The organism is Bacillus sp. M5A3_1b (genome assembly GCF_053345335.1).
Genome location: NZ_JBKEZY010000007.1, coordinates 274,096 through 295,877, shown reverse-complemented (window position 1 = coordinate 295,877; position 21,782 = coordinate 274,096). Strand labels below are relative to the sequence as shown.

The 21,782-nt window shown below is 36.7% G+C and carries 24 protein-coding genes, 7 tRNA genes and 4 riboswitches; of the genes, 28 read left to right on the top strand and 3 right to left on the bottom strand.

What is annotated here, in order from left to right:
* Window positions 1-20: 20 nt before the first annotated feature.
* The 9 genes from ACLBWW_RS21270 (at window position 21) to ACLBWW_RS21230 (ending at window position 2,580) form a co-directional block, all read left to right on the top strand.
* Window positions 21-96: transfer RNA gene (locus ACLBWW_RS21270), tRNA-Asp, on the top strand.
* Between the two features lie 8 nt (window positions 97-104).
* A tRNA-Phe gene (locus ACLBWW_RS21265) sits at window positions 105-180 on the top strand.
* Window positions 181-189: 9 nt separating this feature from the next.
* A tRNA-Thr gene (locus ACLBWW_RS21260) sits at window positions 190-262 on the top strand.
* A gap of 6 nt (window positions 263-268) precedes the next feature.
* A tRNA-Trp gene (locus tag ACLBWW_RS21255) sits at window positions 269-339 on the top strand.
* An 11-nt stretch (window positions 340-350) separates the two neighbouring features.
* A tRNA-Ile gene (locus ACLBWW_RS21250) sits at window positions 351-427 on the top strand.
* 8 nt (window positions 428-435) lie between these two features.
* Window positions 436-510: transfer RNA gene (locus ACLBWW_RS21245), tRNA-Asn, on the top strand.
* Between the two features lies 1 nt (window position 511).
* A tRNA-Glu gene (locus ACLBWW_RS21240) sits at window positions 512-583 on the top strand.
* A 130-nt stretch (window positions 584-713) separates the two neighbouring features.
* Window positions 714-1,133 (top strand): CBS domain-containing protein, encoded by a 420-nt coding sequence (locus ACLBWW_RS21235; protein WP_048545823.1) that lies wholly within the window; start codon window positions 714-716, stop codon window positions 1,131-1,133.
* 295 nt (window positions 1,134-1,428) lie between these two features.
* Window positions 1,429-2,580: a DUF3965 domain-containing protein gene (locus ACLBWW_RS21230; RefSeq protein ID WP_048545822.1), complete on the top strand. Its 1,152-nt coding sequence runs from the start codon at window positions 1,429-1,431 to the stop codon at window positions 2,578-2,580.
* Window positions 2,581-2,808: 228 nt separating this feature from the next.
* On the opposite strand, the gene ACLBWW_RS21225 is transcribed toward ACLBWW_RS21230, so the two are convergent.
* Together ACLBWW_RS21225 and ACLBWW_RS21220 are read right to left on the bottom strand one after the other, a co-directional pair.
* Window positions 2,809-3,147 carry a hypothetical protein gene (locus ACLBWW_RS21225; protein ID WP_048545818.1) on the bottom strand — a complete coding sequence of 113 codons (339 nt, stop codon included), beginning with the start codon at window positions 3,145-3,147 and terminating at the stop codon, window positions 2,809-2,811.
* Window positions 3,148-3,152: 5 nt separating this feature from the next.
* Window positions 3,153-4,307, bottom strand: a complete 1,155-nt coding sequence (locus tag ACLBWW_RS21220) for an SH3 domain-containing protein (protein ID WP_048545817.1) — start codon at window positions 4,305-4,307, stop codon at window positions 3,153-3,155.
* A gap of 269 nt (window positions 4,308-4,576) precedes the next feature.
* Window positions 4,577-4,688: riboswitch (TPP riboswitch) on the top strand.
* A 60-nt stretch (window positions 4,689-4,748) separates the two neighbouring features.
* Window positions 4,749-4,851, top strand: a riboswitch (TPP riboswitch).
* A gap of 82 nt (window positions 4,852-4,933) precedes the next feature.
* Here ACLBWW_RS21220 and tenA point away from each other — a divergent pair.
* The 18 genes from tenA (at window position 4,934) to kdpDN (ending at window position 19,904) form a co-directional block, all read left to right on the top strand.
* Window positions 4,934-5,629, top strand: coding sequence for a thiaminase II (gene tenA / locus ACLBWW_RS21215; RefSeq protein ID WP_000666832.1), 696 nt, complete (start codon window positions 4,934-4,936; stop codon window positions 5,627-5,629).
* Window positions 5,598-6,347: an ABC transporter ATP-binding protein gene (locus ACLBWW_RS21210; RefSeq protein ID WP_048545814.1), complete on the top strand. Its 750-nt coding sequence runs from the start codon at window positions 5,598-5,600 to the stop codon at window positions 6,345-6,347. Before tenA ends, ACLBWW_RS21210 begins: the two co-directional genes overlap by 32 nt.
* Window positions 6,347-7,099 carry an ABC transporter permease gene (locus tag ACLBWW_RS21205; protein WP_048545840.1) on the top strand — a complete coding sequence of 251 codons (753 nt, stop codon included), beginning with the start codon at window positions 6,347-6,349 and terminating at the stop codon, window positions 7,097-7,099. Before ACLBWW_RS21210 ends, ACLBWW_RS21205 begins: the two co-directional genes overlap by 1 nt.
* Complete coding sequence (locus ACLBWW_RS21200) at window positions 7,096-8,097, top strand: ABC transporter substrate-binding protein (protein WP_048545812.1); 1,002 nt, start codon at window positions 7,096-7,098, stop codon at window positions 8,095-8,097. Before ACLBWW_RS21205 ends, ACLBWW_RS21200 begins: the two co-directional genes overlap by 4 nt.
* A 10-nt stretch (window positions 8,098-8,107) precedes the next feature.
* Window positions 8,108-8,728 carry a thiazole tautomerase TenI gene (gene tenI, locus ACLBWW_RS21195; RefSeq protein ID WP_048545810.1) on the top strand — a complete coding sequence of 207 codons (621 nt, stop codon included), beginning with the start codon at window positions 8,108-8,110 and terminating at the stop codon, window positions 8,726-8,728.
* Window positions 8,721-9,830, top strand: a complete 1,110-nt coding sequence (gene thiO / locus ACLBWW_RS21190) for a glycine oxidase ThiO (protein ID WP_098132444.1) — start codon at window positions 8,721-8,723, stop codon at window positions 9,828-9,830. The genes tenI and thiO overlap by 8 nt, the downstream gene beginning before the upstream one ends.
* A 15-nt stretch (window positions 9,831-9,845) precedes the next feature.
* Window positions 9,846-10,049 carry a sulfur carrier protein ThiS gene (gene thiS / locus ACLBWW_RS21185; protein WP_048545801.1) on the top strand — a complete coding sequence of 68 codons (204 nt, stop codon included), beginning with the start codon at window positions 9,846-9,848 and terminating at the stop codon, window positions 10,047-10,049.
* A 2-nt stretch (window positions 10,050-10,051) separates the two neighbouring features.
* Complete coding sequence (gene thiG / locus ACLBWW_RS21180; protein ID WP_000931990.1) at window positions 10,052-10,822, top strand: thiazole synthase; 771 nt, start codon at window positions 10,052-10,054, stop codon at window positions 10,820-10,822.
* On the top strand, window positions 10,815-11,834 hold the full coding sequence (gene thiF, locus ACLBWW_RS21175) for a thiazole biosynthesis adenylyltransferase ThiF (RefSeq protein ID WP_048545799.1): 1,020 nt from the start codon (window positions 10,815-10,817) through the stop codon (window positions 11,832-11,834). Before thiG ends, thiF begins: the two co-directional genes overlap by 8 nt.
* A 6-nt stretch (window positions 11,835-11,840) precedes the next feature.
* Window positions 11,841-12,662: a bifunctional hydroxymethylpyrimidine kinase/phosphomethylpyrimidine kinase gene (thiD, locus tag ACLBWW_RS21170; RefSeq protein WP_095205734.1), complete on the top strand. Its 822-nt coding sequence runs from the start codon at window positions 11,841-11,843 to the stop codon at window positions 12,660-12,662.
* An 85-nt stretch (window positions 12,663-12,747) separates the two neighbouring features.
* Window positions 12,748-12,895, top strand: a riboswitch (cyclic di-AMP (ydaO/yuaA leader).
* A gap of 94 nt (window positions 12,896-12,989) precedes the next feature.
* Window positions 12,990-13,376, top strand: coding sequence for a hypothetical protein (locus tag ACLBWW_RS21165; protein ID WP_048545796.1), 387 nt, complete (start codon window positions 12,990-12,992; stop codon window positions 13,374-13,376).
* Between the two features lie 14 nt (window positions 13,377-13,390).
* On the top strand, window positions 13,391-13,621 hold the full coding sequence (locus tag ACLBWW_RS21160) for a hypothetical protein (RefSeq protein WP_048545794.1): 231 nt from the start codon (window positions 13,391-13,393) through the stop codon (window positions 13,619-13,621).
* A gap of 261 nt (window positions 13,622-13,882) precedes the next feature.
* Window positions 13,883-14,028, top strand: a riboswitch (cyclic di-AMP (ydaO/yuaA leader).
* A gap of 94 nt (window positions 14,029-14,122) precedes the next feature.
* Complete coding sequence (locus ACLBWW_RS21155) at window positions 14,123-14,227, top strand: SipW-dependent-type signal peptide-containing protein (protein WP_000887892.1); 105 nt, start codon at window positions 14,123-14,125, stop codon at window positions 14,225-14,227.
* Window positions 14,224-14,304 (top strand): K(+)-transporting ATPase subunit F, encoded by an 81-nt coding sequence (gene kdpF, locus ACLBWW_RS21150; protein WP_048545792.1) that lies wholly within the window; start codon window positions 14,224-14,226, stop codon window positions 14,302-14,304. The genes ACLBWW_RS21155 and kdpF overlap by 4 nt, the downstream gene beginning before the upstream one ends.
* Before the next feature lie 19 nt (window positions 14,305-14,323).
* Window positions 14,324-15,991 (top strand): potassium-transporting ATPase subunit KdpA, encoded by a 1,668-nt coding sequence (gene kdpA, locus ACLBWW_RS21145; protein WP_048545791.1) that lies wholly within the window; start codon window positions 14,324-14,326, stop codon window positions 15,989-15,991.
* A 13-nt stretch (window positions 15,992-16,004) separates the two neighbouring features.
* Window positions 16,005-18,095 (top strand): potassium-transporting ATPase subunit KdpB, encoded by a 2,091-nt coding sequence (kdpB, locus tag ACLBWW_RS21140; protein ID WP_048545790.1) that lies wholly within the window; start codon window positions 16,005-16,007, stop codon window positions 18,093-18,095.
* Between the two features lie 16 nt (window positions 18,096-18,111).
* Window positions 18,112-18,693 (top strand): K(+)-transporting ATPase subunit C, encoded by a 582-nt coding sequence (gene kdpC / locus ACLBWW_RS21135; protein ID WP_048545788.1) that lies wholly within the window; start codon window positions 18,112-18,114, stop codon window positions 18,691-18,693.
* A gap of 56 nt (window positions 18,694-18,749) precedes the next feature.
* Complete coding sequence (kdpDN, locus tag ACLBWW_RS21130; RefSeq protein WP_088110144.1) at window positions 18,750-19,904, top strand: KdpD-like non-kinase potassium sensor; 1,155 nt, start codon at window positions 18,750-18,752, stop codon at window positions 19,902-19,904.
* 22 nt (window positions 19,905-19,926) lie between these two features.
* On the opposite strand, the gene ACLBWW_RS21125 is transcribed toward kdpDN, so the two are convergent.
* Window positions 19,927-21,108 (bottom strand): MFS transporter, encoded by a 1,182-nt coding sequence (locus ACLBWW_RS21125; protein WP_048545784.1) that lies wholly within the window; start codon window positions 21,106-21,108, stop codon window positions 19,927-19,929.
* A 142-nt stretch (window positions 21,109-21,250) separates the two neighbouring features.
* Here ACLBWW_RS21125 and ACLBWW_RS21120 point away from each other — a divergent pair, with 142 nt between their 5' ends.
* Entirely contained in the window at window positions 21,251-21,712 is a 462-nt protein-coding gene (locus ACLBWW_RS21120; protein ID WP_048545782.1) for a MarR family transcriptional regulator, read from the top strand.
* Window positions 21,713-21,782 lie beyond the last annotated feature (70 nt).

Genomic DNA, 21,782 nt, shown 5'->3' with positions numbered 1-21,782 from the left:
TCCTGTCCCCGCAACCAAATGGTCCCGTGGTGTAGTGGTTAACATGCCTGCCTGTCACGCAGGAGATCGCCGGTTCGACCCCGGTCGGGACCGCCATTTATGTTGGCTCGGTAGCTCAGTCGGTAGAGCAGAGGACTGAAAATCCTCGTGTCGGCGGTTCGATTCCGTCCCGAGCCACCATTTTTTTATGCCGACTTAGCTCAATTGGTAGAGCAACTGACTTGTAATCAGTAGGTTGGGGGTTCAAGTCCTCTAGTCGGCATCCTTTAGGGGCATAGTTTAAAGGTAGAACTGAGGTCTCCAAAACCTCCAGTGTGGGTTCGATTCCTACTGCCCCTGTAAAAGTGTATGGGCCTATAGCTCAGCTGGTTAGAGCGCACGCCTGATAAGCGTGAGGTCGATGGTTCGAGTCCATTTAGGCCCACCATATATTATTCCGCAGTAGCTCAGTGGTAGAGCTATCGGCTGTTAACCGATCGGTCGTAGGTTCGAGTCCTACCTGCGGAGCCATGGCCCGTTGGTCAAGTGGTTAAGACACCGCCCTTTCACGGCGGTAACACGGGTTCGAATCCCGTACGGGTCATAAAAAAAAGAGTCAGCAATATGCTGACTCTTTTTTATTTTGTGGAATCCTCCTTTATCAACTGATTTTCCTGAAATAAATAAAGGGATTTAGGAAAAGCTATGGTATGTATAAAAAGGAGGAGACAAAAATGACACGAGTGAGAGACTTTATGAGTACTCATGTTGTACATTGTACACCGCTAGACAATGTATATGAGGCTGCTGTAAAGATGAAAGAAGAATCGATTGGATTGATTCCAGTTGTTGAAAATGAGCAAGTTGTTGGGCTTGTTACAGACCGAGATTTAGTTGTTCGTGGGATTGCTGAGAAACATCCTGGATCTAATAAAATTACAAATGTAATGACAACAAACATTGTTTCAGTTTCTCCAGATGATTCTATTGAAAAAGCTACAGAGTTAATGGCACAGTATCAAATTAGACGATTACCAGTAGTTGAGGATGGTCAACTCGTTGGGATGCTAGCACTAGGTGATTTAGCTATAAGAGAATCCGCAGATGATCAAGCTGGATTTGCTTTAAGTGAAATTTCGGAGCATTTGGAATGAAGAGAGTCTTTCATTAGTCGGATAAGTTACGTATAAAAATCAGATGCATTATTCTAGTATATGGATTAAACTAATATGTTAGCATGATGTATCTGAGACATTATATAATATAAGTATACAGTTAGTAATTTCGACAGTTTATTTAAATTTGTCATTCCTAATTTTAAATAAGAGAAAAAATGATATACTGATAGATATAAGTATTATGAAAGATTTCGAATATAACAATATTCATTGTTAATGATGTAATAATGGATTAATATTTCCTATGTAGACAAAAGGGAAGGGGAATTATATGAGGGCTGTACAGCGCGATCCAAATTGGAATTTGGTTACAGATACATATATAGAACCAAATAATTTCGCTGAATTATTTTCTTTGCTTGTACCTTGTCATCCGAAAGGTGAAGGGAAAGAACGAACTATATTAGTGTGGAAAGAAAAAGAATTTTATAAAGAAGAAAATTTAGCGGCATTTATCGTATATGGAATGGATAAAGTAAAAAATTTGCCGCAGTTTCATAAAGATGAAATTCCAACTCTAGTACGTATTCTTCGCTTATGCCAAGAGATTGGTTGGTATGAAGAAGCAAATACTTTTATGATAACTCAAGGACTAGCTGAGTTTGTTCACACTTCATTGGAATATGAAACGTGGGATCTTTTGACGCAAGCAGTTGCTTTAAACTATTTAATTATTAAATATCGTATTGGTGAATTGACTGATGGGGATGTAGAAATTTGGGATAGGGTTAAATTTAATGAGAAATGTATAAAGGATTGTAAACATCTATTATCTCATAAAGAAGTATTGGAATTTACATTCTTTTATATGTGTAAGAGAGCTAAATTACTATCAAAAGAGCAATTAAATAGTGATATGATGAGTCTAGCGATGTATTGTAATACGTTTGTGTATGACTTATACACACATGACCTATTACGAAAATATCGTAAGTGTACAGACTTCCTATCATATTATGGACCTAGTCAAGCGGTGTTAGCTTGTCAAAGAGCTGTACTTTCTCAAATTTCAGATCGATTAGACCCATTGAAAACTACTCATGTAGATGATTATTTATATGTAATGAAAGAAATGATGGAGCATATGACGATAGGAATAATGGATCGATATGATCATTTTATCGGGAAGTTATTATCATATGTACCATTTTTCGAAATGATTCAAGTTCCACAACATGCATATTATTGTGAAGAATTGCTGTATATTTGTAAGGGCATTGAATATAAAGAAGAAATATTACGCAATTATATATTTATACAATTACATGATTGTTTACCATCATTCTTTAAACTATTTCTTAAAAATAAACGTTATGCAACAATTCATGATATTCTGTTCTATTGGTGTGATGATGAACAAAGAATAAGCTTAGAGAAAAAATATAATCTTAGCTTTATTTATGAAAAATATGCTTGCGGATAAAGAGCATTTTCTATATAAATTAAAAAGGATCTCAAGTTTATATGAGATCCTTTTTTTATTAGTAAAGCAAGGAAAATGCAATTAAGACGAGAAATAACATTCCATAAAGGAGAAATTGTGCCGTTTTACTTCCTTGTATACCAAAAAAAGTATTTATTTTTGTGTATAAATTCAATATATATTTTATCGGATTATCTTTGAAAGATCGGTACACAGTGTCTCCTCTTTCTAAGCTTCTTGTTCGTGTTTTTTTGTATTAGGGACATGAATGTATCTAGCTATGAATAATAAAACAGCCATAAAGAATACAGGAAATACGGTAGATAAATAAAAACCATTACTAATAATATTTGTTATTAGGGCACTTAATAGAAAGATGGCGTTATATATATGAGCAATTTTTTGTTTTAGTTGTACTTGAAAGGATTCCATCATAATTTCTAAAGCAACAAAAGTAATGATAATAGATAAAAATACAGTGTTTGTATTGTAAATGATTAAACAACAGATTAAACCTAAAAAGGCGAAGTATTCAATTAAGAGAGGTATATTGATATTGCGTTGCATACAATTTACCTAACTAAATATGGCAGTGGGTTTACTGCATTTGTTTTTTCAAAATTCCATTCTCCATTGTGTAATTCAAAATGAAGATGTTGCCCGTATGAATGACCTGTGTTTCCCATATGACCTACTAATTGTCCAGCTTGTACTTGATCACCAGCTTGTACAGTGCGATCTTTCATGTGTGCATAGACTGTCGTATATAATTTCCCGTTTATTTGATGGGCGATGAACACAACATTGCCATAGCTAGCTGAATAATATGATTTCACAACTTTACCTGCAGCTGCCGCCTGGATTGAGACATTACCTTGAGCTGCAATATCTATACCATAATGCATTTGTTCCCAGCGTATATCAAAGGTTGAGCTAATTCTTCCTTGAGTAGGGAATTTGAAAACTGCTGGAATGGAAGTAGTTTGAGCCGTTTGAGCTTGTGATTGATTTTGCATCACATAATGTTTTGCTACGTATCCGTATCCTGTGCCAAAACGAATTTTATACCAAGTTCCTACAGTTTCCACTACTTGTATTTGTGTACCATTTTGTAATGAACCAAGTAGTGCACTACTTGTACTAGCGTTGCCACGTACATTAAGTTTAGGTGTTGCAACTGTGTATTTCGTATTATTTTGAACTGTGATGCCTTTTACTAAAGGCTGTGAACCATTAGATACGAATGCTTTTTGTACGTAACCTGTTTTGCCATTATGTAAAATTTTATACCACTCGCCTTGTTCTTCTTGAATGGTAACGAATTTCCCATTTGGTAATACATCTAAAATTGAAGATTCTAAATTAGGTTCAGAACGAACGTTTAATGCATTGGCATTAACGATGTACTGATTATTAGATTGAAGTTTGTTTTTTAGTAGAATAGCATCTTTTTGTACGTAACCTACTTTATTATTAACAGATACTTTATACCAGCCATTAGTTGTTTCAAGTATGTTCACTTTCGTATTAAAGCGAATTGTATCAATTGAAGAGCTATTTGCGTTATCTTTTGTATGTAAGGCTACTTGATCGACTTTGACATATCCAGTTTTCACATTAGATAATTGTTCAGCGTTGGCTGTTTGTACATTTGTTTCTCCCATAGAAGGAAGTAAAGAGGCAATTGCGACAGTAGTTGCTGTTAAAGCAGTAGCTTTCATATTCATATAATAGAGACCTCCTCTAGTTGTATAGTTGTAATTTTATTATAGTATAAAGATATAATATAGTGGGTGTATTCACATAAATGTAATATGAAATCAATATAAAAATAAATTTTTCGAGGATAATAATTCCTTTTTATCCAATTAATTAGGATAATAATTTCTAACATAGAATATAAGTATTATATAGTTTTGTTATTTCGTTGACAATTGGGAAAATTAAAACAGTTGATGATGTCTTATTACGATGTTATACTGACAGTGTTAATTTCATAGTTTGCTAGGAGAGCTGGTGTTGCCAGCTGAGAGTAGGCCGTAAGCCTTTGATCCTTTTCATTACCTGATCTAGATTATGCTAGCGTAGGGAAGCAATTCGGACACTAATAATGAGTCCCCGTTTCTTTGCGTATAGAAACGGGGCTTTTTTGTTTGAAAATTTCATATTGAAACCACTAGGGGTGCTTGTTGTGCTGAGAGAGGAATAATCCTTAACCCTTACAGACCTGATCTAGGTAATACTAGCGAAGGGAAGTGGAACAACGAATAAATTATAATTTTATTTGCTGTAACCACTTCTTATTTAGAAGTGGTTTTTTATTTAGATATATAAATTGAAAGGGGATAGCGAAATGAAATTTTGCGATAGATTATTAGAAACTGTACAACCAGTTTGGGAGATGAGTCATAATCATCCGTTTGTAGTAGGTATGGGAGATGGCACATTAGAAAAAGATAAGTTTCAGTATTATATTATTCAAGATTATTTATATTTGTTAGATTATGCAAAGCTATATGCGATTGGTGTTGTAAAAGCAACGAATCCACAAGTAATGGGGAAATTTGCTGAACAAATTGATGGCATATTAAATGGAGAAATGACGATCCATAAACAATATGCAAAAAGACTTGGTATTTCTATAGAGGAGATAGAATCTGCAAAACCATCTGCTAAAAATTTAGCCTATACAAATTACATGATGTCTGTATCTCAAAATGGCACACTTGCGGAATTAATAGCAGCACTTCTTCCATGTATGTGGAGTTACTGGGAAATTGGAAAGCGTTTAAACGATATTCCTGGAGCAAGAGATCATGAGTTCTTTGGTGAGTGGATTCAAGGATATAGTTCAGAAGAATACGGTAGCCTTTGTATTTGGTTAATAGATTTATTAAATGAAATGGCAGTTGGAAAGTCTGACAAAGAGCTAGATCGATTAGAGGAGATATTCCTATATTCCAGTCGATTTGAATATTTATTCTGGGATATGTCCTATCGTAAGGAGATGTGGGGATTTGAGGAGCAAGAACATACTACAGTTTCATAATGTTTCTTTTCATTATGATGAGAAACCAATCATCAATGAATTAAATGCTTCTATACAAGATAAAGAGTTTGTAAGTATTATTGGACCGAGTGGATGCGGCAAAAGTACTCTATTTCGCCTTATTACAGGTTTAGAAGAAGCAAGTACGGGACAGATAGAGCTGACAGAAATAAAGAGCCATCCTGTAGGGTATATGCCCCAAAAAGATATGCTCCTGCCATGGAGAACGATTATTGAGAATGCTGCCCTACCGCTAGAGTGCCAAGGTGTACAGAAGAAAGAAGCACAAATAAAGGCAAAGGAACTGTTACATAAATTTGGCTTACAAGGGTATGAGACAAAATATCCGAAAGATTTATCTGGTGGTATGAGACAACGCGTATCTTTTATTCGAACTTTATTAACAGGCGGGGAGATATTGTTGTTAGATGAACCGTTTAGCGCGTTGGACGCTTTAACGAAGGCATCTTTGCAAGAATGGCTGTTTGAACAATGGAAAGAGTGGGAAAAAACAATTTTATTTATCACTCATGATGTGGAAGAAGCGTTGTTTCTTTCTAATCGAATTTTAGTAGTAGAGCAGCAACCGATAACTACTTTAACCGAGAGGGTTGTACCACTTGATTGTAATCGAATAAGAAAAGATTTATATAAGCCTGAAGTGTTAGCGCTTAAAGATGAGCTTCTTAGTATGTTACAAAGGCAGGTACTCGTATGATGAACCGGTTGAAGGAGCTATTACCTGCCCTTACACTTTCTAGTATTTTACTTGTCATGTGGGAAATTGGCGCAAGAATTGTAGACGAAATGTACATTTTACCGTCACCGTCTGCAATTGTGATGAAGATCTGGAAACTAAAAGATATATTATTTACAGTTCATTTGCCGGCAACCTTATCGGTCGTTTTAATAGGGGTGGCTATTTCTATCGTACTTGGGGTAGGGCTAGCGATGTTAATGAATGCGAGTAATTGGATGGAGAGAGCATTTTATCCACTATTAGTTGCCTCACAAACGATTCCGATTACAGCGCTTGCTCCGCTCTTCGTTTTATGGTTTGGATATACGATCTGGAGTAAGGTTGTTGTTACTGTTTTAATTACGTTTTTCCCAATTGCGATCAATACGTATGATGGACTACGCAGTACGAAAAAAGAATGGGAGGAGCTATTAGTTACGTATGGGGCAACGAAAAAAGATGTTTTTCTTAAATTAAAATTGCCGTCTGCTCTTCCTTATTTTTTCTCAGCTTTAAAAATTGCAGTTCCGCTTAGTGTAATTGGGGCAGCAATCGGTGAATGGCTCGGTGCACAAGCTGGGCTTGGTTATTTCAGTAAAAGAATGATGACGCAGTTAGACGGAGCAGGTGTATTTGCACCCATTGTATTGTTATCATTATTAGCTATTTTCTTCGTCATACTTATCTCAGTATTAGAAAAGAAATTTATTAGTTGGAGGAAGTATTCATGAAATTTTTAAAACGCATCTTTGTGTTGACATTATTCGTTGCAATGATTACTGGATGTTCTAGTAATTCTGTATCAGATAAGAATAAAAAAGAAAAAGAAATAACGGTCATGCTTGATTGGTACCCAAATGCGGTACATAGCTTTATTTATGCGGCGATTGAAAAAGGCTACTTTAAAGAAGAAGGAGTAAAGGTGAATATTAAATTCCCTTCCAATCCGACTGATCCATTAACTTTAGCAGCTGCAGGGAAAGTAACGGTTGGCTTATATTATCAGCCAGACGTTGTCATGGCAAAAGCAAATGAACAAATTCCAGTGAAATCAATTGGAGCTGTCGTACGTTCACCATTAAATCATGTTGTATCGCTGAAATCAGCAGGCATTCAATCGCCAAAAGATTTAGAGGGGAAAACAGTTGGCTATTCTGGAACACCTTTAAGTGAGATGTATTTAAAAACGATGGTAAAAGAAGCTGGTGGTAATCCAGAGACAGTGAAAATAGTCGATGTTGGCTTTGATTTAGTACCGGCACTAATTACGAAAAAAGTGGATGCGGTAACAGGGGCATATATTAACCATGAAGTACCTGTTATGCGTCATGAAGGTCATGAACCAGCATACTTTAATCCAGCTGATTACGGTGTACCAAACTATCATGAGCTTGTATTTGTAACAGGTGATAAAACGTTGAAAAAAGATAAAGAAGCGTTGCAAGCCTTCTTACGTGGTACGAAAAAAGGCTATGATTTCATGAAGAAAAATCCGGATGAAGCATTAAATATTTTATTAAATCATCAAGAAAAAGAAAACTTCCCGCTTGTACCAGAAGTTGAAAAAGAAAGTATGAAAATTTTATTAGAGAAGATGGAAACGAAAGATGAACCATTCTTATCGGATTCAAAAGAGTCATGGGAGAAACAAAATAAATGGCTGAAAGATAAAGGAATGACGAAAGAAATCGTTCCGGCCGATGAGTTATTCGAAAATATTTTAAAGTAGGCGAATGAATATGAAAAATGAGCTTCATGTAATCTCAAATGGTCACATGTCATTCGAAGAGTTAGTGAATGTAGCGATGCAAATTGAAAGTGAGATTGACTATTTGCATATTCGTGAGCGTGAGAAAAGTACGAAGGATTTGTATGAAGGTGTGGAAAGTCTTTTGAAGAAAGGCTTTCCGGCATCAAAAATAGTGATAAATGATCGAATTGATATCGCTATTTTATTAAACATTCCGCGCGTGCAGCTAGGATATCGAAGCGCAAATGTAAGGTCAGTGAAAGAAAAGTTTTCTTATTTGCATGTCGGCTATTCTGTACATTCTTTAGAAGAGGCAATCGATGCATTTAAGAATGGAGCGGATTCACTCGTCTATGGTCATGTATTTCCGACAGATTGTAAAAAAGGTGTGCCAGCGAGAGGGCTTGAAGAAGTTTCAGACATTGCAAAGTGTTTATCCATACCGATTACAGCAATTGGAGGAATCACCACGGAAAACACAGGGGATGTTCTTACTAACGGTGTCAGTGGTATTGCTGTTATGTCTGGGATTATAAGTAGTAGTAACCCGTATAGCAAAGCGAAATCTTATAAGGAATCAATAAGAAAGTGGGCGGAAAAACATGTGTAAGAAGTATGATGTAGCGATAATTGGCGGTGGTGTAATCGGTAGTTCAGTTGCACATTTTCTAGCAGAAAGAGGACATAAAGTAGCGATTATAGAGAAGCAAAGAATTGCATCTGAAGCCTCGAAAGCAGCCGCTGGTTTACTTGGGGTTCAGGCGGAATGGGATGCATATGACCCACTATTTGAACTTGCGAGAGAAAGCCGTGTTATATTTCCACAACTTGCAGCAGTTTTACGTGAAAAAACAGGCATCGATATTGGGTATGAAGAGAAGGGCATTTATCGCATTGCCCAAAATGAAGATGAGAAGGAAAGAATTCTTCACATTATGGATTGGCAGCAGAAAACAGGTGAAGATTCTTACTTTCTAACGGGAGACCTTTTACGAGAGAAAGAGCCGTGTCTATCTGAGTCAATTATAGGTGCTGTATATTATCCAAAAGATGGTCATGTTATTGCACCAGAGCTTACGAAAGCATTCGCACATTCCGCATCAATTTCGGGTGCTGATATATATGAACAGACAGAAGTGTTCGATATTCGTATTGAAAATAATAAAGTGACAGGGATTGTGACGAGCGAAGGTATTATAGCATGCGAGAAAGTTGTGATTGCGGGTGGTTCATGGAGCACGAAGTTACTAGGTTATTTTCACCGCGAATGGGGTACATATCCAGTTAAAGGAGAAGTAGTAGCGGTAAGAAGTAGAAAACCACTTTTAAAGGCGCCTATTTTCCAAGAAAGATTTTACATTGCCCCAAAGCGTGGTGGACGTTACGTAATTGGAGCAACGATGAAGCCTCATACGTTTAATAAAACAGTGCAACCAGAAAGTATTACTTCTATATTAGAGCGTGCTTATACAATATTGCCAGCTTTAAAAGAAGCAGAGTGGGAAAGCACATGGGCAGGATTAAGGCCACAATCAAATCACGAAGCTCCTTATATGGGAGAGCATGAAGAAATAAAAGGTTTATATGCTTGTACTGGACATTATCGAAATGGCATTTTATTAAGCCCGGTTTCTGGTCAGTATATAGCTGATTTAATAGAAGGAAAGCAGGAGAATCACTTGCTAGATTCATTGCTTTCTAAACCGGTTTAGAAAGGGGATGGAAGTTTGAATTTAAAAATTAATGGTAATCAAATGGAAGTGCCAGAGAGTGTAAAAACAGTGGCTGAGCTACTTACACATTTAGAGTTAGATAACAGAATTGTAGTAGTAGAGCGTAATAAAGATATTTTACAAAAAAATGATCATACAGATACATCTGTTTTTGATGGAGACCAAATTGAGATTGTAACTTTCGTAGGAGGCGGTTGATTATGTTAAACATTGGACCATTTTCATTTCATTCTAGACTTTTATTAGGAACAGGAAAATTCCCTGATTTTGATGTACAGCAAAAGGCAATTGATGTATCTGAAGCTGAGGTTTTAACGTTCGCAGTACGTCGTATGGATATATTTGATGCAAAGCAGCCTAATTTATTAGAGAAACTTGATGTGAAAAAATATAAGTTATTGCCGAATACAGCTGGAGCAAAAAATGCTGAAGAAGCTGTCCGTATTGCAAAATTAGCAAAAGCTTCGGGGCTTTGCGATATGATCAAAGTAGAAGTTATTGGTGATGATAGAACGTTATTACCTGATCCAGTAGAAACGTTAAAGGCATCTGAAATGTTACTAGAAGAAGGATTTATCGTACTTCCTTACACATCTGATGATGTTGTATTAGCACGTAAATTACAAGAACTAGGTGTACATGCAATTATGCCAGGAGCATCACCAATCGGTTCAGGACTTGGTATTGTAAATCCGTTAAATTTAAGCTTCATTATTGAACAAGCGACAGTACCAGTTATCGTTGACGCTGGTATCGGTAGTCCAGCTGATGCGGCATTTGCGATGGAATTAGGAGCGGATGGTGTGTTATTAAATACTGCTGTATCGGGAGCAAAAGATCCAATAAAAATGGCACAAGCAATGAAGTTAAGTATTGAAGCAGGACGATTAGGATTTGAAGCGGGGCGTATTGCACGTAAACGTTGTGCAACAGCAAGTAGTCCTTTAGAAGGAATGAGCGTAGTTGAATAATCGATATTCTCGCCAAGAATTATTTTCTCCAATTGGAGAAGAGGGGCAACGAAAGATAAGAGAAAAGCATGTACTCATTATCGGGGCAGGTGCATTAGGTAGTGCAAATGCAGAGATGTTTGTAAGAGCAGGTGTTGGCACAGTAACGATTGTTGACCGAGATTATGTCGATTGGAGTAATTTACACAGGCAACAATTGTATGCAGAGAGCGATGTAGAGAATAATCTACCGAAGGCTGTAGCGGCAAAGAAGCGTCTAGAAGAAATTAATAGTGAAGTAAGAGTAGAAGCTCTCGTTCAAGATGTAACAGCTGAGGAATTAGAAGAACTCGTGACAAAGGTTGATGTAATTATTGACGCAACTGATAATTTCGAAACGCGTTTTATTGTGAATGATATAGCACAAAAGTATTCCATTCCATGGATTTACGGAGCATGTGTAGGGAGTTACGGCCTTTCTTACACAATTCTTCCTAGTAAAACGCCATGTTTATCTTGTTTATTACAATCGATTCCGCTTGGCGGGGCGACATGTGATACAGCGGGCATTATATCTCCTGCTGTATCTCTCGTCGTTTCTCATCAAGTAACGGAAGCTCTTAAACTGTTAGTGGAAGATTACGAATCAATTCGAGATGGACTTGTGTCGTTTGATGTATGGAAGAATGAATACTCATGTATGAATGTGCAAAAGCTTCGTAAGCATAATTGTCCTTCGTGCGGAGAGAATGCAATATACCCGTATTTAAATAAAGAAAATACATCGAAAACAGCGGTTTTATGCGGGAGAAATACAGTTCAAATTAGACCACCTCATAAAGAAGAAATGGATTTTGAACGATATAAAGAGTTGCTGAAAGATCGTGTGAATGATTTGAATGTAAATCCATATTTATTATCATTTTCTGTGGAGGAAAAGAGATTAGTTGCTTTTAAAGATGGCCGGGTACTTGTACATGGAACGAAAGATATAAGCGAAGCAAAAACAATTTATCATCGCTATTTTGGATAGAAAAGGATGAGTGGGATGAAAGTGAATAAAGCTTTAACGATTGCAGGATCTGATAGTGGAGGCGGTGCCGGCATTCAAGCAGATTTAAAAACCTTCCAAGAGCTTGGTGTGTATGGGATGACGGCTATTACGGCAATTACTGCTCAAAATACGCTTGGAGTTCAAGGAGTGTATCCAGTTCCGTTAGAAGGTATTACGGAACAGCTGAATTCAATTGGTACGGATTTAACACCAGATGCTGTGAAACTAGGAATGTTATTTAGCAGTGAAATTATTCAAATTGTAGCAGAACATATTAATACGTTTGGGTGGAATAATATTGTACTAGATCCTGTTATGATTGCCAAGGGCGGTGCATCATTATTACAACAAGAAGCAGTACAAGCATTAAAAGAACATTTATTACCAGTAGCAACAGTTGTAACGCCGAATGTTCCTGAAGCAGAAGTGTTAACTGGGATGGAAATTCATAATGTTGAAGATAGTAAGGAAGCTGCGAAAGTATTGCATGAATTAGGTGCGAAATACGTGCTTATGAAGGGCGGCCATGCAGAGTATCAAGGTAATGAAGTAATTGATTTACTCTTTGATGGGAAAACGTTTATTGAATTTAGAAGTGAACGAATTCCTTCAAAGCAAACGCATGGAAGCGGGTGTACATTTGCTTCAGCGGTTACAGCAGGACTTGCGAAAGGATACTCGATTGAACAGGCAGTTCAAGAAGCTAAACGATTTATTAGTATAGCAATTGAAGAGCCTTTGAATATTGGAAGTGGTCATGGGCCGACGAATCATTTTGCATATAAAGTGAATAAAACGCGTGTATAAGTAAGTGGAAAGTCAGTTTTGTAACTGGCTTTTTTTCTATTTACTTTTTCCAATTACAGGAGTAATATATCAGCCAGAATATATTTTTTGTAATACGCTGAGTCCAATTATGTGGAGCGGAGGAACCAATTTGTGCAGTGTCACTCGGGGTGAATCTTTCAATTTTGAAAGTAGGGCTACTCTCAAAGTCCGAATCCGACAGCTAACTTCGTAAGCGTCTTGAGAGAGGACGGTGCCATGATGGATACATCACTTCATCGATCTGATTAGTATAGGGAGAATATCAATCTATGTTGGATTTCTTTTATGCTAAGGAGGATGAGGTACATGGAACTAACACTTATTTGTGTTGGGGAAGAAAGCAAGGTAAATAGTTTAAGAGATTTAGTAGCATTTCAACATGAGTTAATTATTTTTACAGCAAATGAAGAGATAGCTGCTGAAGTTAGGAATTGTGGGTTTGATTGGACTTATAGCTGTAGTAAGGCGCAAGATTTTACTAGTATTTGTGAGTGTATTAAGAAGGTGATTTTACTAGGGGATGAGCTTCCAATCATTAGTTTCTTCACAGAACACATTCACTTTTCTTTTCAAGCACCTATTACTGTTGTTACAAGGAATAAACGATATCCAGCGAGGCTCTATGAAACAATTGGAGCTACATTTGTCGTGTTTACGAATTGTGATAATATTTCTTTTTTATTTTTTGAATAGGGCGGGGGAAAAAGATGAAGGTGTTGTTACTAGGAGATATAGCAAATCGTTGGGCGGTATCAGTAGAGCGAGTTCAAGAATTGGTGGTGCTTGATCCCATTTTTCCAAGGCCCTATATCATATTGCCATCGAAAGATGCTTTATATTTAAAAACAGATGTTATCGAATATGAGCAGCTACATGCAGAATTGACACAAGTTTATATTCGTGGGAGAAATTTACGTGCTTTTTTACGAGGGGAATAAATAGTGAGTGAAAAAAGAGCGAATGCGAAGTGCAACAAGCTATGCACTTCATGTCATTCGCTCTTTTTATTTCGTATTTAAAAGATCATTTCTGTGAAAAAGAAAGAAAAGACGAGAAAATAGATGAAAGAATATTAATAATACTCAATGTAAGCGTTTAAATAGATGGATATTTTCTTATTTTCAGTAATTTGCCTCTTTACAAGTGAAATATAGAGGAGTATATTTACTCTCATAGATTATTCATAAAATTTCCAAAAAAACCTAAAATCGCTGAGTTCCAGAAATGGAGCGGGGGAACCAATTTTGTGCATCGTCACTTGGGGTGAATCTTTCAGTTTTGAAAGTAGGGCTACTCTTTAGGCCCGAATCCGACAGCTAACCTCGTAAGCGTTTAGAGAGGAGGTTTACTTTGTGTTGTTCATTTCGAACACTAAGTAGAGCTTAGTGTTCTTTTTTTGATAATTAGATGGTAAATTTTTACAGAAAAGAGGAGTGGCTATGTTAGATGTTGTAATGATCGGGATTTTTGTTGTGTTAGTTGCATCGATGGTAAGTCTTGCAAGTTGGTCAGATAAAGTTGTGAAAGAAGGGAAGCAATCATGACGGTTGCCTTATCGGCTATTGTTGCAGCAATTACGGTGTACTTAGTGTATGCATTATTAAATCCAGAAAAGTTTTAATTAGGGGGAATCATTCATTATGATTTGGGTCGCAGTTGTTATTACCATGCTGTTGTTTATTCTTGTGGCAAAGCCAATGGGGATTTATTTAGAGAAAGCCTTTCAAGGTAGTAAAAAGTTAGATAAAGTATTCGGGCCTTTTGAAAAACTTATTTTTAAAATTACGGGTGTAAAAGAATACAATCAAACGTGGAAACAGTACGCATTGTCATTAGTTTTATTAAATGGATTTATGATTGTTGTCGTATATTTCATTTTCAGACTACAAGGAGTATTGCCATTAAATCCAGCACACATTGAAGGGATGGAGCCTACGCTTGCTTTTAATACAGCAATTAGTTTTATGGCTGATACAAACTTACAGCATTATAGCGGTGAAAATGGTTTATCTTATTTATCACAATTAATCGGAATTACATTTTTAATGTTTGCAGCACCAGCAACGACGTTAGCACTTGTAATGGCGTTTATAAGAGGGCTTGCTGGGAAGGAACTCGGTAACTTTTTCGTTGATTTTACGAGAGCACTAACGAGAGTATTTCTTCCTATCGCATTTATTGCGGCACTAGTCTTTGTCGCACTTGGTGTACCACAAACGTTAGACGGGGCCGTTACAGCACAAACAATCGATGGGGCAAAGCAAAGTATATTACGTGGGCCTGTTGCATCATTCGTGTCCATTAAGGAACTCGGAAATAACGGCGGTGGATTTTTCGGAGCAAACTCTACACATCCTTTCGAAAATCCAGGGCAAATGAGTAATATTTTACAAATGATGCTTATGATGTTATTGCCAACAGCACTTCCATTTACGTACGGACGAATGGTAGGAAATAAAAAACAAGGTCGTATCCTTTTCGTATCACTATTCATGGTGTTTTTACTAGGATTTATAACGATTACTACATCTGAATTACATGGGAATCCAGCGTTAAATGGAATGGGCATCGAACATGTACAAGGGAGTACAGAAGGAAAAGAAGTACGATTTGGAACAGTATTTTCTTCCCTATACGCAACAGTGACGACAGCTGCTGAAACAGGAGCCGTTAATACGATGCATGATACGTTAACACCAATTGGCGGGTTAGTACCACTCGTAAATATGATGTTAAATACAGTGTATGGCGGCGTTGGGGCAGGTTTTGTGAACATTATTATGTATGCGATTATCGCAGTCTTTATATCTGGATTGATGGTTGGACGGACACCAGAGTTTTTAGGTAAGAAAATTGAAGGTAAGGAAATGAAATTAATTGCGGTAACGATACTATTTCATCCACTGCTTATTTTAGGGTTTTCAGCATTAGCTCTTTCAACAAGTTTAGGAACGGATGCCATTTCTCATTCTGGTTTCCACGGTTTAACGCAAGTGGTATATGAATACACATCGTCAGCTGCGAATAACGGATCTGGATTTGAAGGGTTAGCGGATAATACACCGTTTTGGAATATTACAACTGGCTTAGTTATGTTTTTAGGGCGCTATTTCAGTTTAATTACGATGCTAGCTGTTGCAGCTTCATTGAAAGAAAAGACGGTAGTACCAGAAACAGTCGGAACGTTCCGTACGGATAATAGTTTATTTGGCGGCATTTTCATCGGAACAATTGTAATTGTCGGTGCATTAACATTCTTCCCGATGTTAGTACTCGGCCCAATTGCAGAATTTCTTACATTGAAGTAATGGAGGGTAAATGATGAGACCGGTAGTAGTAAAAGAAAAGAGAGTAAATGATTCACAAATACATGCTGTAGAAGATGAGGTTAGACAAGCGAAAACGATGGATCGTGATATCGTAACACATGCGATGAAGCAATCCATTGCGAAATTGAATCCGAAAGTCATGATAAAGAATCCGATTATGTTCGTTGTGGAAATTGGGTTTATCATTACGTTCATTTTATCTTTTCTTCCAAGCAGTTCTAGTAGTGTACCAGGATGGTTTAATATAACAGTTTCTCTTATTCTATTATTTACAGTTTTATTTGCGAATTTTGCAGAAGCATTAGCAGAAGGTCGCGGTAAAGCGCAAGCCGATTCTTTAAAACAGTCGAAGAAAGATGTGTTTGCAAATGTTGTAAAAGAAAATGGAGAAATTGTTCAAGTTTCAGCAACTGATCTGAGAAAAGATGACGTTGTTATTGTAAAACAAGGAGAAATGATTCCGAGTGATGGGGAAGTAATTAAAGGATTAGCGTCTGTTGATGAATCTGCGATTACAGGGGAATCAGCTCCTGTAATAAAAGAAGCGGGCGGCGATTTTTGTTCCGTAACAGGCGGGACGATGGTCGTCAGTGATGAGATTACAATTGTCATTACGAGTAATCCTGGTGAATCATTTATTGATAAAATGATTTCGTTAGTAGAAGGAGCTGCTCGTCAAAAAACGCCGAATGAGATTGCTTTAAATACAGTATTAACGAGTTTAACGCTTATTTTCTTAATCGTTGTTGTGACGTTGCCGATTTTTACAAACTATTTAGGGTTTCAAATTGATACAGCTGTACTTGTAGCGTTGTTAGTTTGTTTAATTCCAACGACAATTGGTGGTTTATTATCAGCAATTGGTATTGCCGGGATGGATCGCGTGACAAAGTTCAATGTGTTAGCGATGTCGGGTAAAGCAGTAGAAGCTGCGGGTGATATTAATACAATCATTTTAGATAAAACAGGTACGATTACTTTCGGGAACCGAATGGCTCATACATTGCTTCCTGTAGGAAATGAAACGATTGAGCAAGTAGGAAAATGGGCTGCGATTAGTTCAGTTTTAGATGAAACACCAGAAGGTCGATCAGTTATAGAATATGTAAAAATGAAATCTATATCATATAATCGAGAAATTGCAGAACAAGGTGAGTTTGTTCCGTTTAAAGCAGAAACGAGAATGAGTGGTGTCGATTTACAGGACGGAACGAAAGTGAGAAAAGGTGCTGTAGGTAGCGTGATTGAATGGGTTCAATCCCAAGGTGGAATAATTCCAAAAGATGTAAATCAAAAAGCGGATTTCATTTCCAAAGAGGGCGGGACACCACTTGTAGTTGCAGTGGATAATCGTATTTACGGTTTAATTTATTTAAAGGATACAGTAAAGCCAGGTATGCGTGAGCGTTTTGAGCAATTGCGTCAAATGGGGATTAAAACGGTTATGTGTACAGGTGATAACCCGTTAACAGCAGCAACGATTGCAAAAGAAGCAGGGGTAGATGAGTTTGTTGCTGAGTGTAAGCCAGAAGATAAAATTGCGGTTATTAAAGCAGAGCAAGATAAAGGGAAACTTGTAGCGATGACGGGTGATGGTACAAATGATGCGCCGGCATTAGCGCAGGCTGACGTTGGATTAGCGATGAATAGTGGTACGACAGCTGCGAAAGAAGCAGCGAATATGATTGATTTAGATTCGAACCCGACAAAAATTATTGAGGTTGTAGGGATTGGTAAGCAATTGTTAATGACGCGTGGTGCGTTAACGACGTTTAGTATTGCGAATGATATCGCAAAATATTTTGCAATTATTCCAGCAATGTTTACACTTGCGATTCCGCAAATGGAAGCATTAAACATTATGAAACTAACATCACCGCTGTCAGCGATTTTATCAGCATTAATATTTAATGCAGTTATTATTCCGTTACTTATTCCATTAGCGATGAAAGGTATCGCATATAAACCGATGAGTTCGAATGCACTACTTAGCCGAAACCTACTTATTTATGGACTTGGCGGGGTTATTGTACCGTTCATTGGAATTAAAGTAATTGATATAATTGTCGGTTTGTTCATATAAGGAAGAGGGGAAAAAGATGGAGAAGAAACAAAGTATACTATCACCAATCATCCGTATTACTTTTACATTTTTAGTGTTGTGCGGCCTTGTATACCCGCTTATTGTAACTGGTATTGCACAAGCGGTAATGAAGGATAATGCGGATGGAAGTCTAATATATAATGATAAAAACGAAGTGATTGGTTCTACATTAATCGGTCAAAATTTCACAGACCCACGTTATTTTCATGGGCGTGTTTCAAGTATTGAATATAAGGCAGAAGCATCTGGTTCAAATAACTATGCACCGTCTAATCCAGATTTAGAGAAACGAGTAGAAAAAAGTATGGAAGAGTGGAAGAAACAAAATCCGAGCGTTCCAGTGACAGAAGTACCGATCGATTTAGTGACGAATTCAGGTTCAGGGCTTGATCCTGACATTAGCCCACAGGCAGCTTCGGTACAGGTGGACCGTATCTCGAAAATAACGAATATTCCGAAAGAAACGTTAAATCAGTTGATTAAAGATCAAACGGAAGGTGCGGCACTTGGCTTATTTGGAGAGAACCGCGTGAACGTTTTAAAGTTAAATTTAGAATTACAGAAATTACTGAAATAGTAACAGTGCTACCTCAATCTAACGGATTGAGGTAGTGTTGTTTCAAAAGAAAGGTTGTGAGTATTTTGTATGCGGATGACTATAAACCAACTTTTCAAAGGCGAACACCAGAAGAGTATTTAGAATATATTCGTCAGCAAAATCGTGGGAAGTTAAAGTTATATGTAGGAGCGGCTCCAGGAGTAGGAAAAAGTTATAAAATGCTCTTTGATGCCAGAGAGATGAAAAAAGACGGTATGGATATTGTAATTGGTTTAATTGAAACGCATGGAAGAAAAGAGACAGAAGAAGCAATTGCTGATTTAGAAAAAGTTCCTTTAAAAGAAATAGATTATAAAGGGAAAGTATTTTATGAACTCGATGTAGAAGGAATTATAAAACGTGCACCACAAGTAGTTGTTGTGGATGAACTTGCGCATAGTAATATTCCTGGATCTAAAAATAAGAAACGTTATATGGATGTACAGGAATTGCTAGACGCTGGTATATCCGTATTATCAGCGTTTAATATTCAACATTTAGAAAGCGTACATGACATTGTAGCTCAAATTACGAATGTTAAAGTGCGAGAACGTATTCCAGATTTTATTTTACAAAAAGCAAATGAAATTCAGCTCGTTGATGCAACCCCGGAAGTATTAAGGAAGAGATTAATAGACGGGAAGATATATAAGGAAGAAAAAATAGAGCAAAGCTTACAAAATTTCTTCACGCTTAATAATTTAGGGGCACTAAGAGAATTATCACTTCGGGAAGTTGCCGATGATATGGACGAGAAAATTAGCCAAACCGTTATAGAACCGATTGGTGTGAAAGAAAAAATTCTCGTTTGTGTACAATACAGTTCAACAGCAGAGAAGTTAATACGAAGAGGTTGGCGTATGGCGGATCGGTTAAATGCTGAATTGTATGTATTAAATGTTGAAAGGGAAAATATAGAGTCCCTTTCAGCAGGGAAAAGGCAAACGATTGAAGAGTGGAAGTTGCTAACGAATCAATTCGATGCGAGTTTTGTTTTAGAAGAGGCAAAAGGAAGAAAGCCAGCGGATGTTATTATTGAAGTCGCGAAAAGACTACAAGTAACGCAAATTTTACTCGGACAATCAGCAAGAACAAGATGGGAAGAAATTCGAAAAGGTTCAATTGTAAATGAAATTATGAGAGAAACGAGGTACATTGATATTCATATCGTTGCGGATCAAAGAGTTTAGAATAGAGACCATCTATAGGTCTCTATTTTGCTTTTTGTACAGCCTGAAAACGTAGCATTTTCATTGCGCATAAAATGATAAATAGAAATGTAATTGCACCTAGGAAGAAAATCCAAAAGTAATTTTGATTAAATACAAGAAATCCACCTACAACTGGCCCTGTGCCCATACCGAGATAGCGGATGAAGTTGTACATACCGATAGCAGTTGCGCGTTCTTGTACGAATTCTTCCGTTAATAAAGTAGTGTGAGTTGGCATAGAAAGTCCCATACTAAAACCGTATAAAGATGTAACGATAATGATGAATGAGATATTGATGCTATATGTGAAAGAGAATAAAGTGACACATATAATATTGAAGAAACTAGTGATGAATAAAGCTTGCTTTGTTGTGAGGCGTTTTTGCAAAAGCTTGTAGCAATAACTTCCTAACATAATAGAAAGGGACATCGGTACAAATATAAGACCAATTTTACTTGCAGTTAAGTGAAATGAATTTGTTAAAATGCTTGGTAAAAAAACGAGGAAGCAAAAGTAAATACAAAATTGAATGAAGCCAATAAGAGTAATAGAAAATCCAGTTTTATTTTTTAAGATAAACGAGTACTTCTTTTTTGCTTGCGGTTGCTTAATTACAGTTGGTTTTGTTTCTGGAAGTAGTGAAATGTTTATAATTAATAAGAGAATGCCAAGTGTAGATAGAAACAAAAATACGGATAAATGGCCATTTATACTGCCGAGATAACCACCTATAAGAGGGCCAATTGCAGGTGCGAGAGCAAGTAACATTTGATATAGGCTCATCGCTTCTCCGCGCTCTTTTCCTTCAAATAAATCACCGATAATCGTTGCTGCAACTACAGGGATAGCTGCTATTCCTATAGCTTGAACAGCCCTAAAAAATAGAAATAAATAAACGTTCGCCGAAAAAGCACATCCGATTGAACCAATTGTACTAATGATTAAACTAGGGATAAGGACATATTTTCTCCCTTTTGTATCGATTAAAGGTCCATATATGAGCTGCATAATTGCAAGAACGAATGTGAAAAGTGAAACTGTTACATTTACAAGATAAAGAGAAGTGTGAAAAGAAGCTTGAATCATAGGCAAGATAGGTGTGTAAATATTTTGAGCGAAGGAACCGAGTAAGGCACTCATACAGACAACATATAAAATGAAATTGAGTTTGGATTTTTTCATCATATTAACCTCCTTGTTATTTAGTTTCCTAGGAAACTAAATTTATTTTAACATGTTTTTCTCCCTTGTAAATATGAAAAAATGATTTTAAAATGGTATATAGTTAAATTGTTTCTTTAGAAACTTAGGGGGGGCGAACGGATTGGATCATGCAACGAAACAAATGGAAATACTTTCGGACATTCGTACACTTTTGCATAAAAAAGAAGAACATTTGAAAGGACAAAATGAAAAATTTCTTCGTGAGACAGGTATAAGTGGTATGTCTTTATCTGAATTACATGTTATCGAGTGTATCGGAAAAAATGCTCTGATGAATGTAACTGCTATTACGACAGAAATGGGAATGACGAAGGGTGCAATCTCTAAAATTTGTACAAAGTTGTTTCAAAAGCAATTCGTTGAGAAGATGCAAATGTTAGATAATCAAAAAGAAATTTTCTTCCGCTTAACGGAAAGCGGAAATGAAATATATAAAGCTCATGATAAATTGCATAAACAAGCTGAAGAAAAGTGGCTATTACTTTTAGATGGATATACGAAAGAAGAACAAGATCTTATTCAAAGGTTTATAAAGGATGTCTCCGGTCATTTGGAAATATAATTGGAAGAAAAAACTCCTTTATTTCAAGACTTTTGAATATAATTTCTAAAAAAACTCATATATAATAGAA

What these genes read in the sequence shown, in the direction of transcription:
- ACLBWW_RS21235 (WP_048545823.1), top strand. Translation starts at nt 714, where the DNA reads ATGACACGAGTGAGAGACTTTATGAGTACTCATGTTGTACATTGTACA.
- ACLBWW_RS21230 (WP_048545822.1), top strand. Translation starts at nt 1,429, where the DNA reads ATGAGGGCTGTACAGCGCGATCCAAATTGGAATTTGGTTACAGATACA.
- ACLBWW_RS21225 (WP_048545818.1), bottom strand. Translation starts at nt 3,147, where the DNA reads ATGCAACGCAATATCAATATACCTCTCTTAATTGAATACTTCGCCTTT.
- ACLBWW_RS21220 (WP_048545817.1), bottom strand. Translation starts at nt 4,307, where the DNA reads ATGAATATGAAAGCTACTGCTTTAACAGCAACTACTGTCGCAATTGCC.
- tenA (WP_000666832.1), top strand. Translation starts at nt 4,934, where the DNA reads ATGAAATTTTGCGATAGATTATTAGAAACTGTACAACCAGTTTGGGAG.
- ACLBWW_RS21205 (WP_048545840.1), top strand. Translation starts at nt 6,347, where the DNA reads ATGAACCGGTTGAAGGAGCTATTACCTGCCCTTACACTTTCTAGTATT.
- ACLBWW_RS21200 (WP_048545812.1), top strand. Translation starts at nt 7,096, where the DNA reads ATGAAATTTTTAAAACGCATCTTTGTGTTGACATTATTCGTTGCAATG.
- tenI (WP_048545810.1), top strand. Translation starts at nt 8,108, where the DNA reads ATGAAAAATGAGCTTCATGTAATCTCAAATGGTCACATGTCATTCGAA.
- thiO (WP_098132444.1), top strand. Translation starts at nt 8,721, where the DNA reads ATGTGTAAGAAGTATGATGTAGCGATAATTGGCGGTGGTGTAATCGGT.
- thiG (WP_000931990.1), top strand. Translation starts at nt 10,052, where the DNA reads ATGTTAAACATTGGACCATTTTCATTTCATTCTAGACTTTTATTAGGA.
- thiD (WP_095205734.1), top strand. Translation starts at nt 11,841, where the DNA reads ATGAGTGGGATGAAAGTGAATAAAGCTTTAACGATTGCAGGATCTGAT.
- ACLBWW_RS21165 (WP_048545796.1), top strand. Translation starts at nt 12,990, where the DNA reads ATGGAACTAACACTTATTTGTGTTGGGGAAGAAAGCAAGGTAAATAGT.
- ACLBWW_RS21160 (WP_048545794.1), top strand. Translation starts at nt 13,391, where the DNA reads ATGAAGGTGTTGTTACTAGGAGATATAGCAAATCGTTGGGCGGTATCA.
- ACLBWW_RS21155 (WP_000887892.1), top strand. Translation starts at nt 14,123, where the DNA reads ATGTTAGATGTTGTAATGATCGGGATTTTTGTTGTGTTAGTTGCATCG.
- kdpF (WP_048545792.1), top strand. Translation starts at nt 14,224, where the DNA reads ATGACGGTTGCCTTATCGGCTATTGTTGCAGCAATTACGGTGTACTTA.
- kdpA (WP_048545791.1), top strand. Translation starts at nt 14,324, where the DNA reads ATGATTTGGGTCGCAGTTGTTATTACCATGCTGTTGTTTATTCTTGTG.
- kdpB (WP_048545790.1), top strand. Translation starts at nt 16,005, where the DNA reads ATGAGACCGGTAGTAGTAAAAGAAAAGAGAGTAAATGATTCACAAATA.
- kdpC (WP_048545788.1), top strand. Translation starts at nt 18,112, where the DNA reads ATGGAGAAGAAACAAAGTATACTATCACCAATCATCCGTATTACTTTT.
- ACLBWW_RS21125 (WP_048545784.1), bottom strand. Translation starts at nt 21,108, where the DNA reads ATGAAAAAATCCAAACTCAATTTCATTTTATATGTTGTCTGTATGAGT.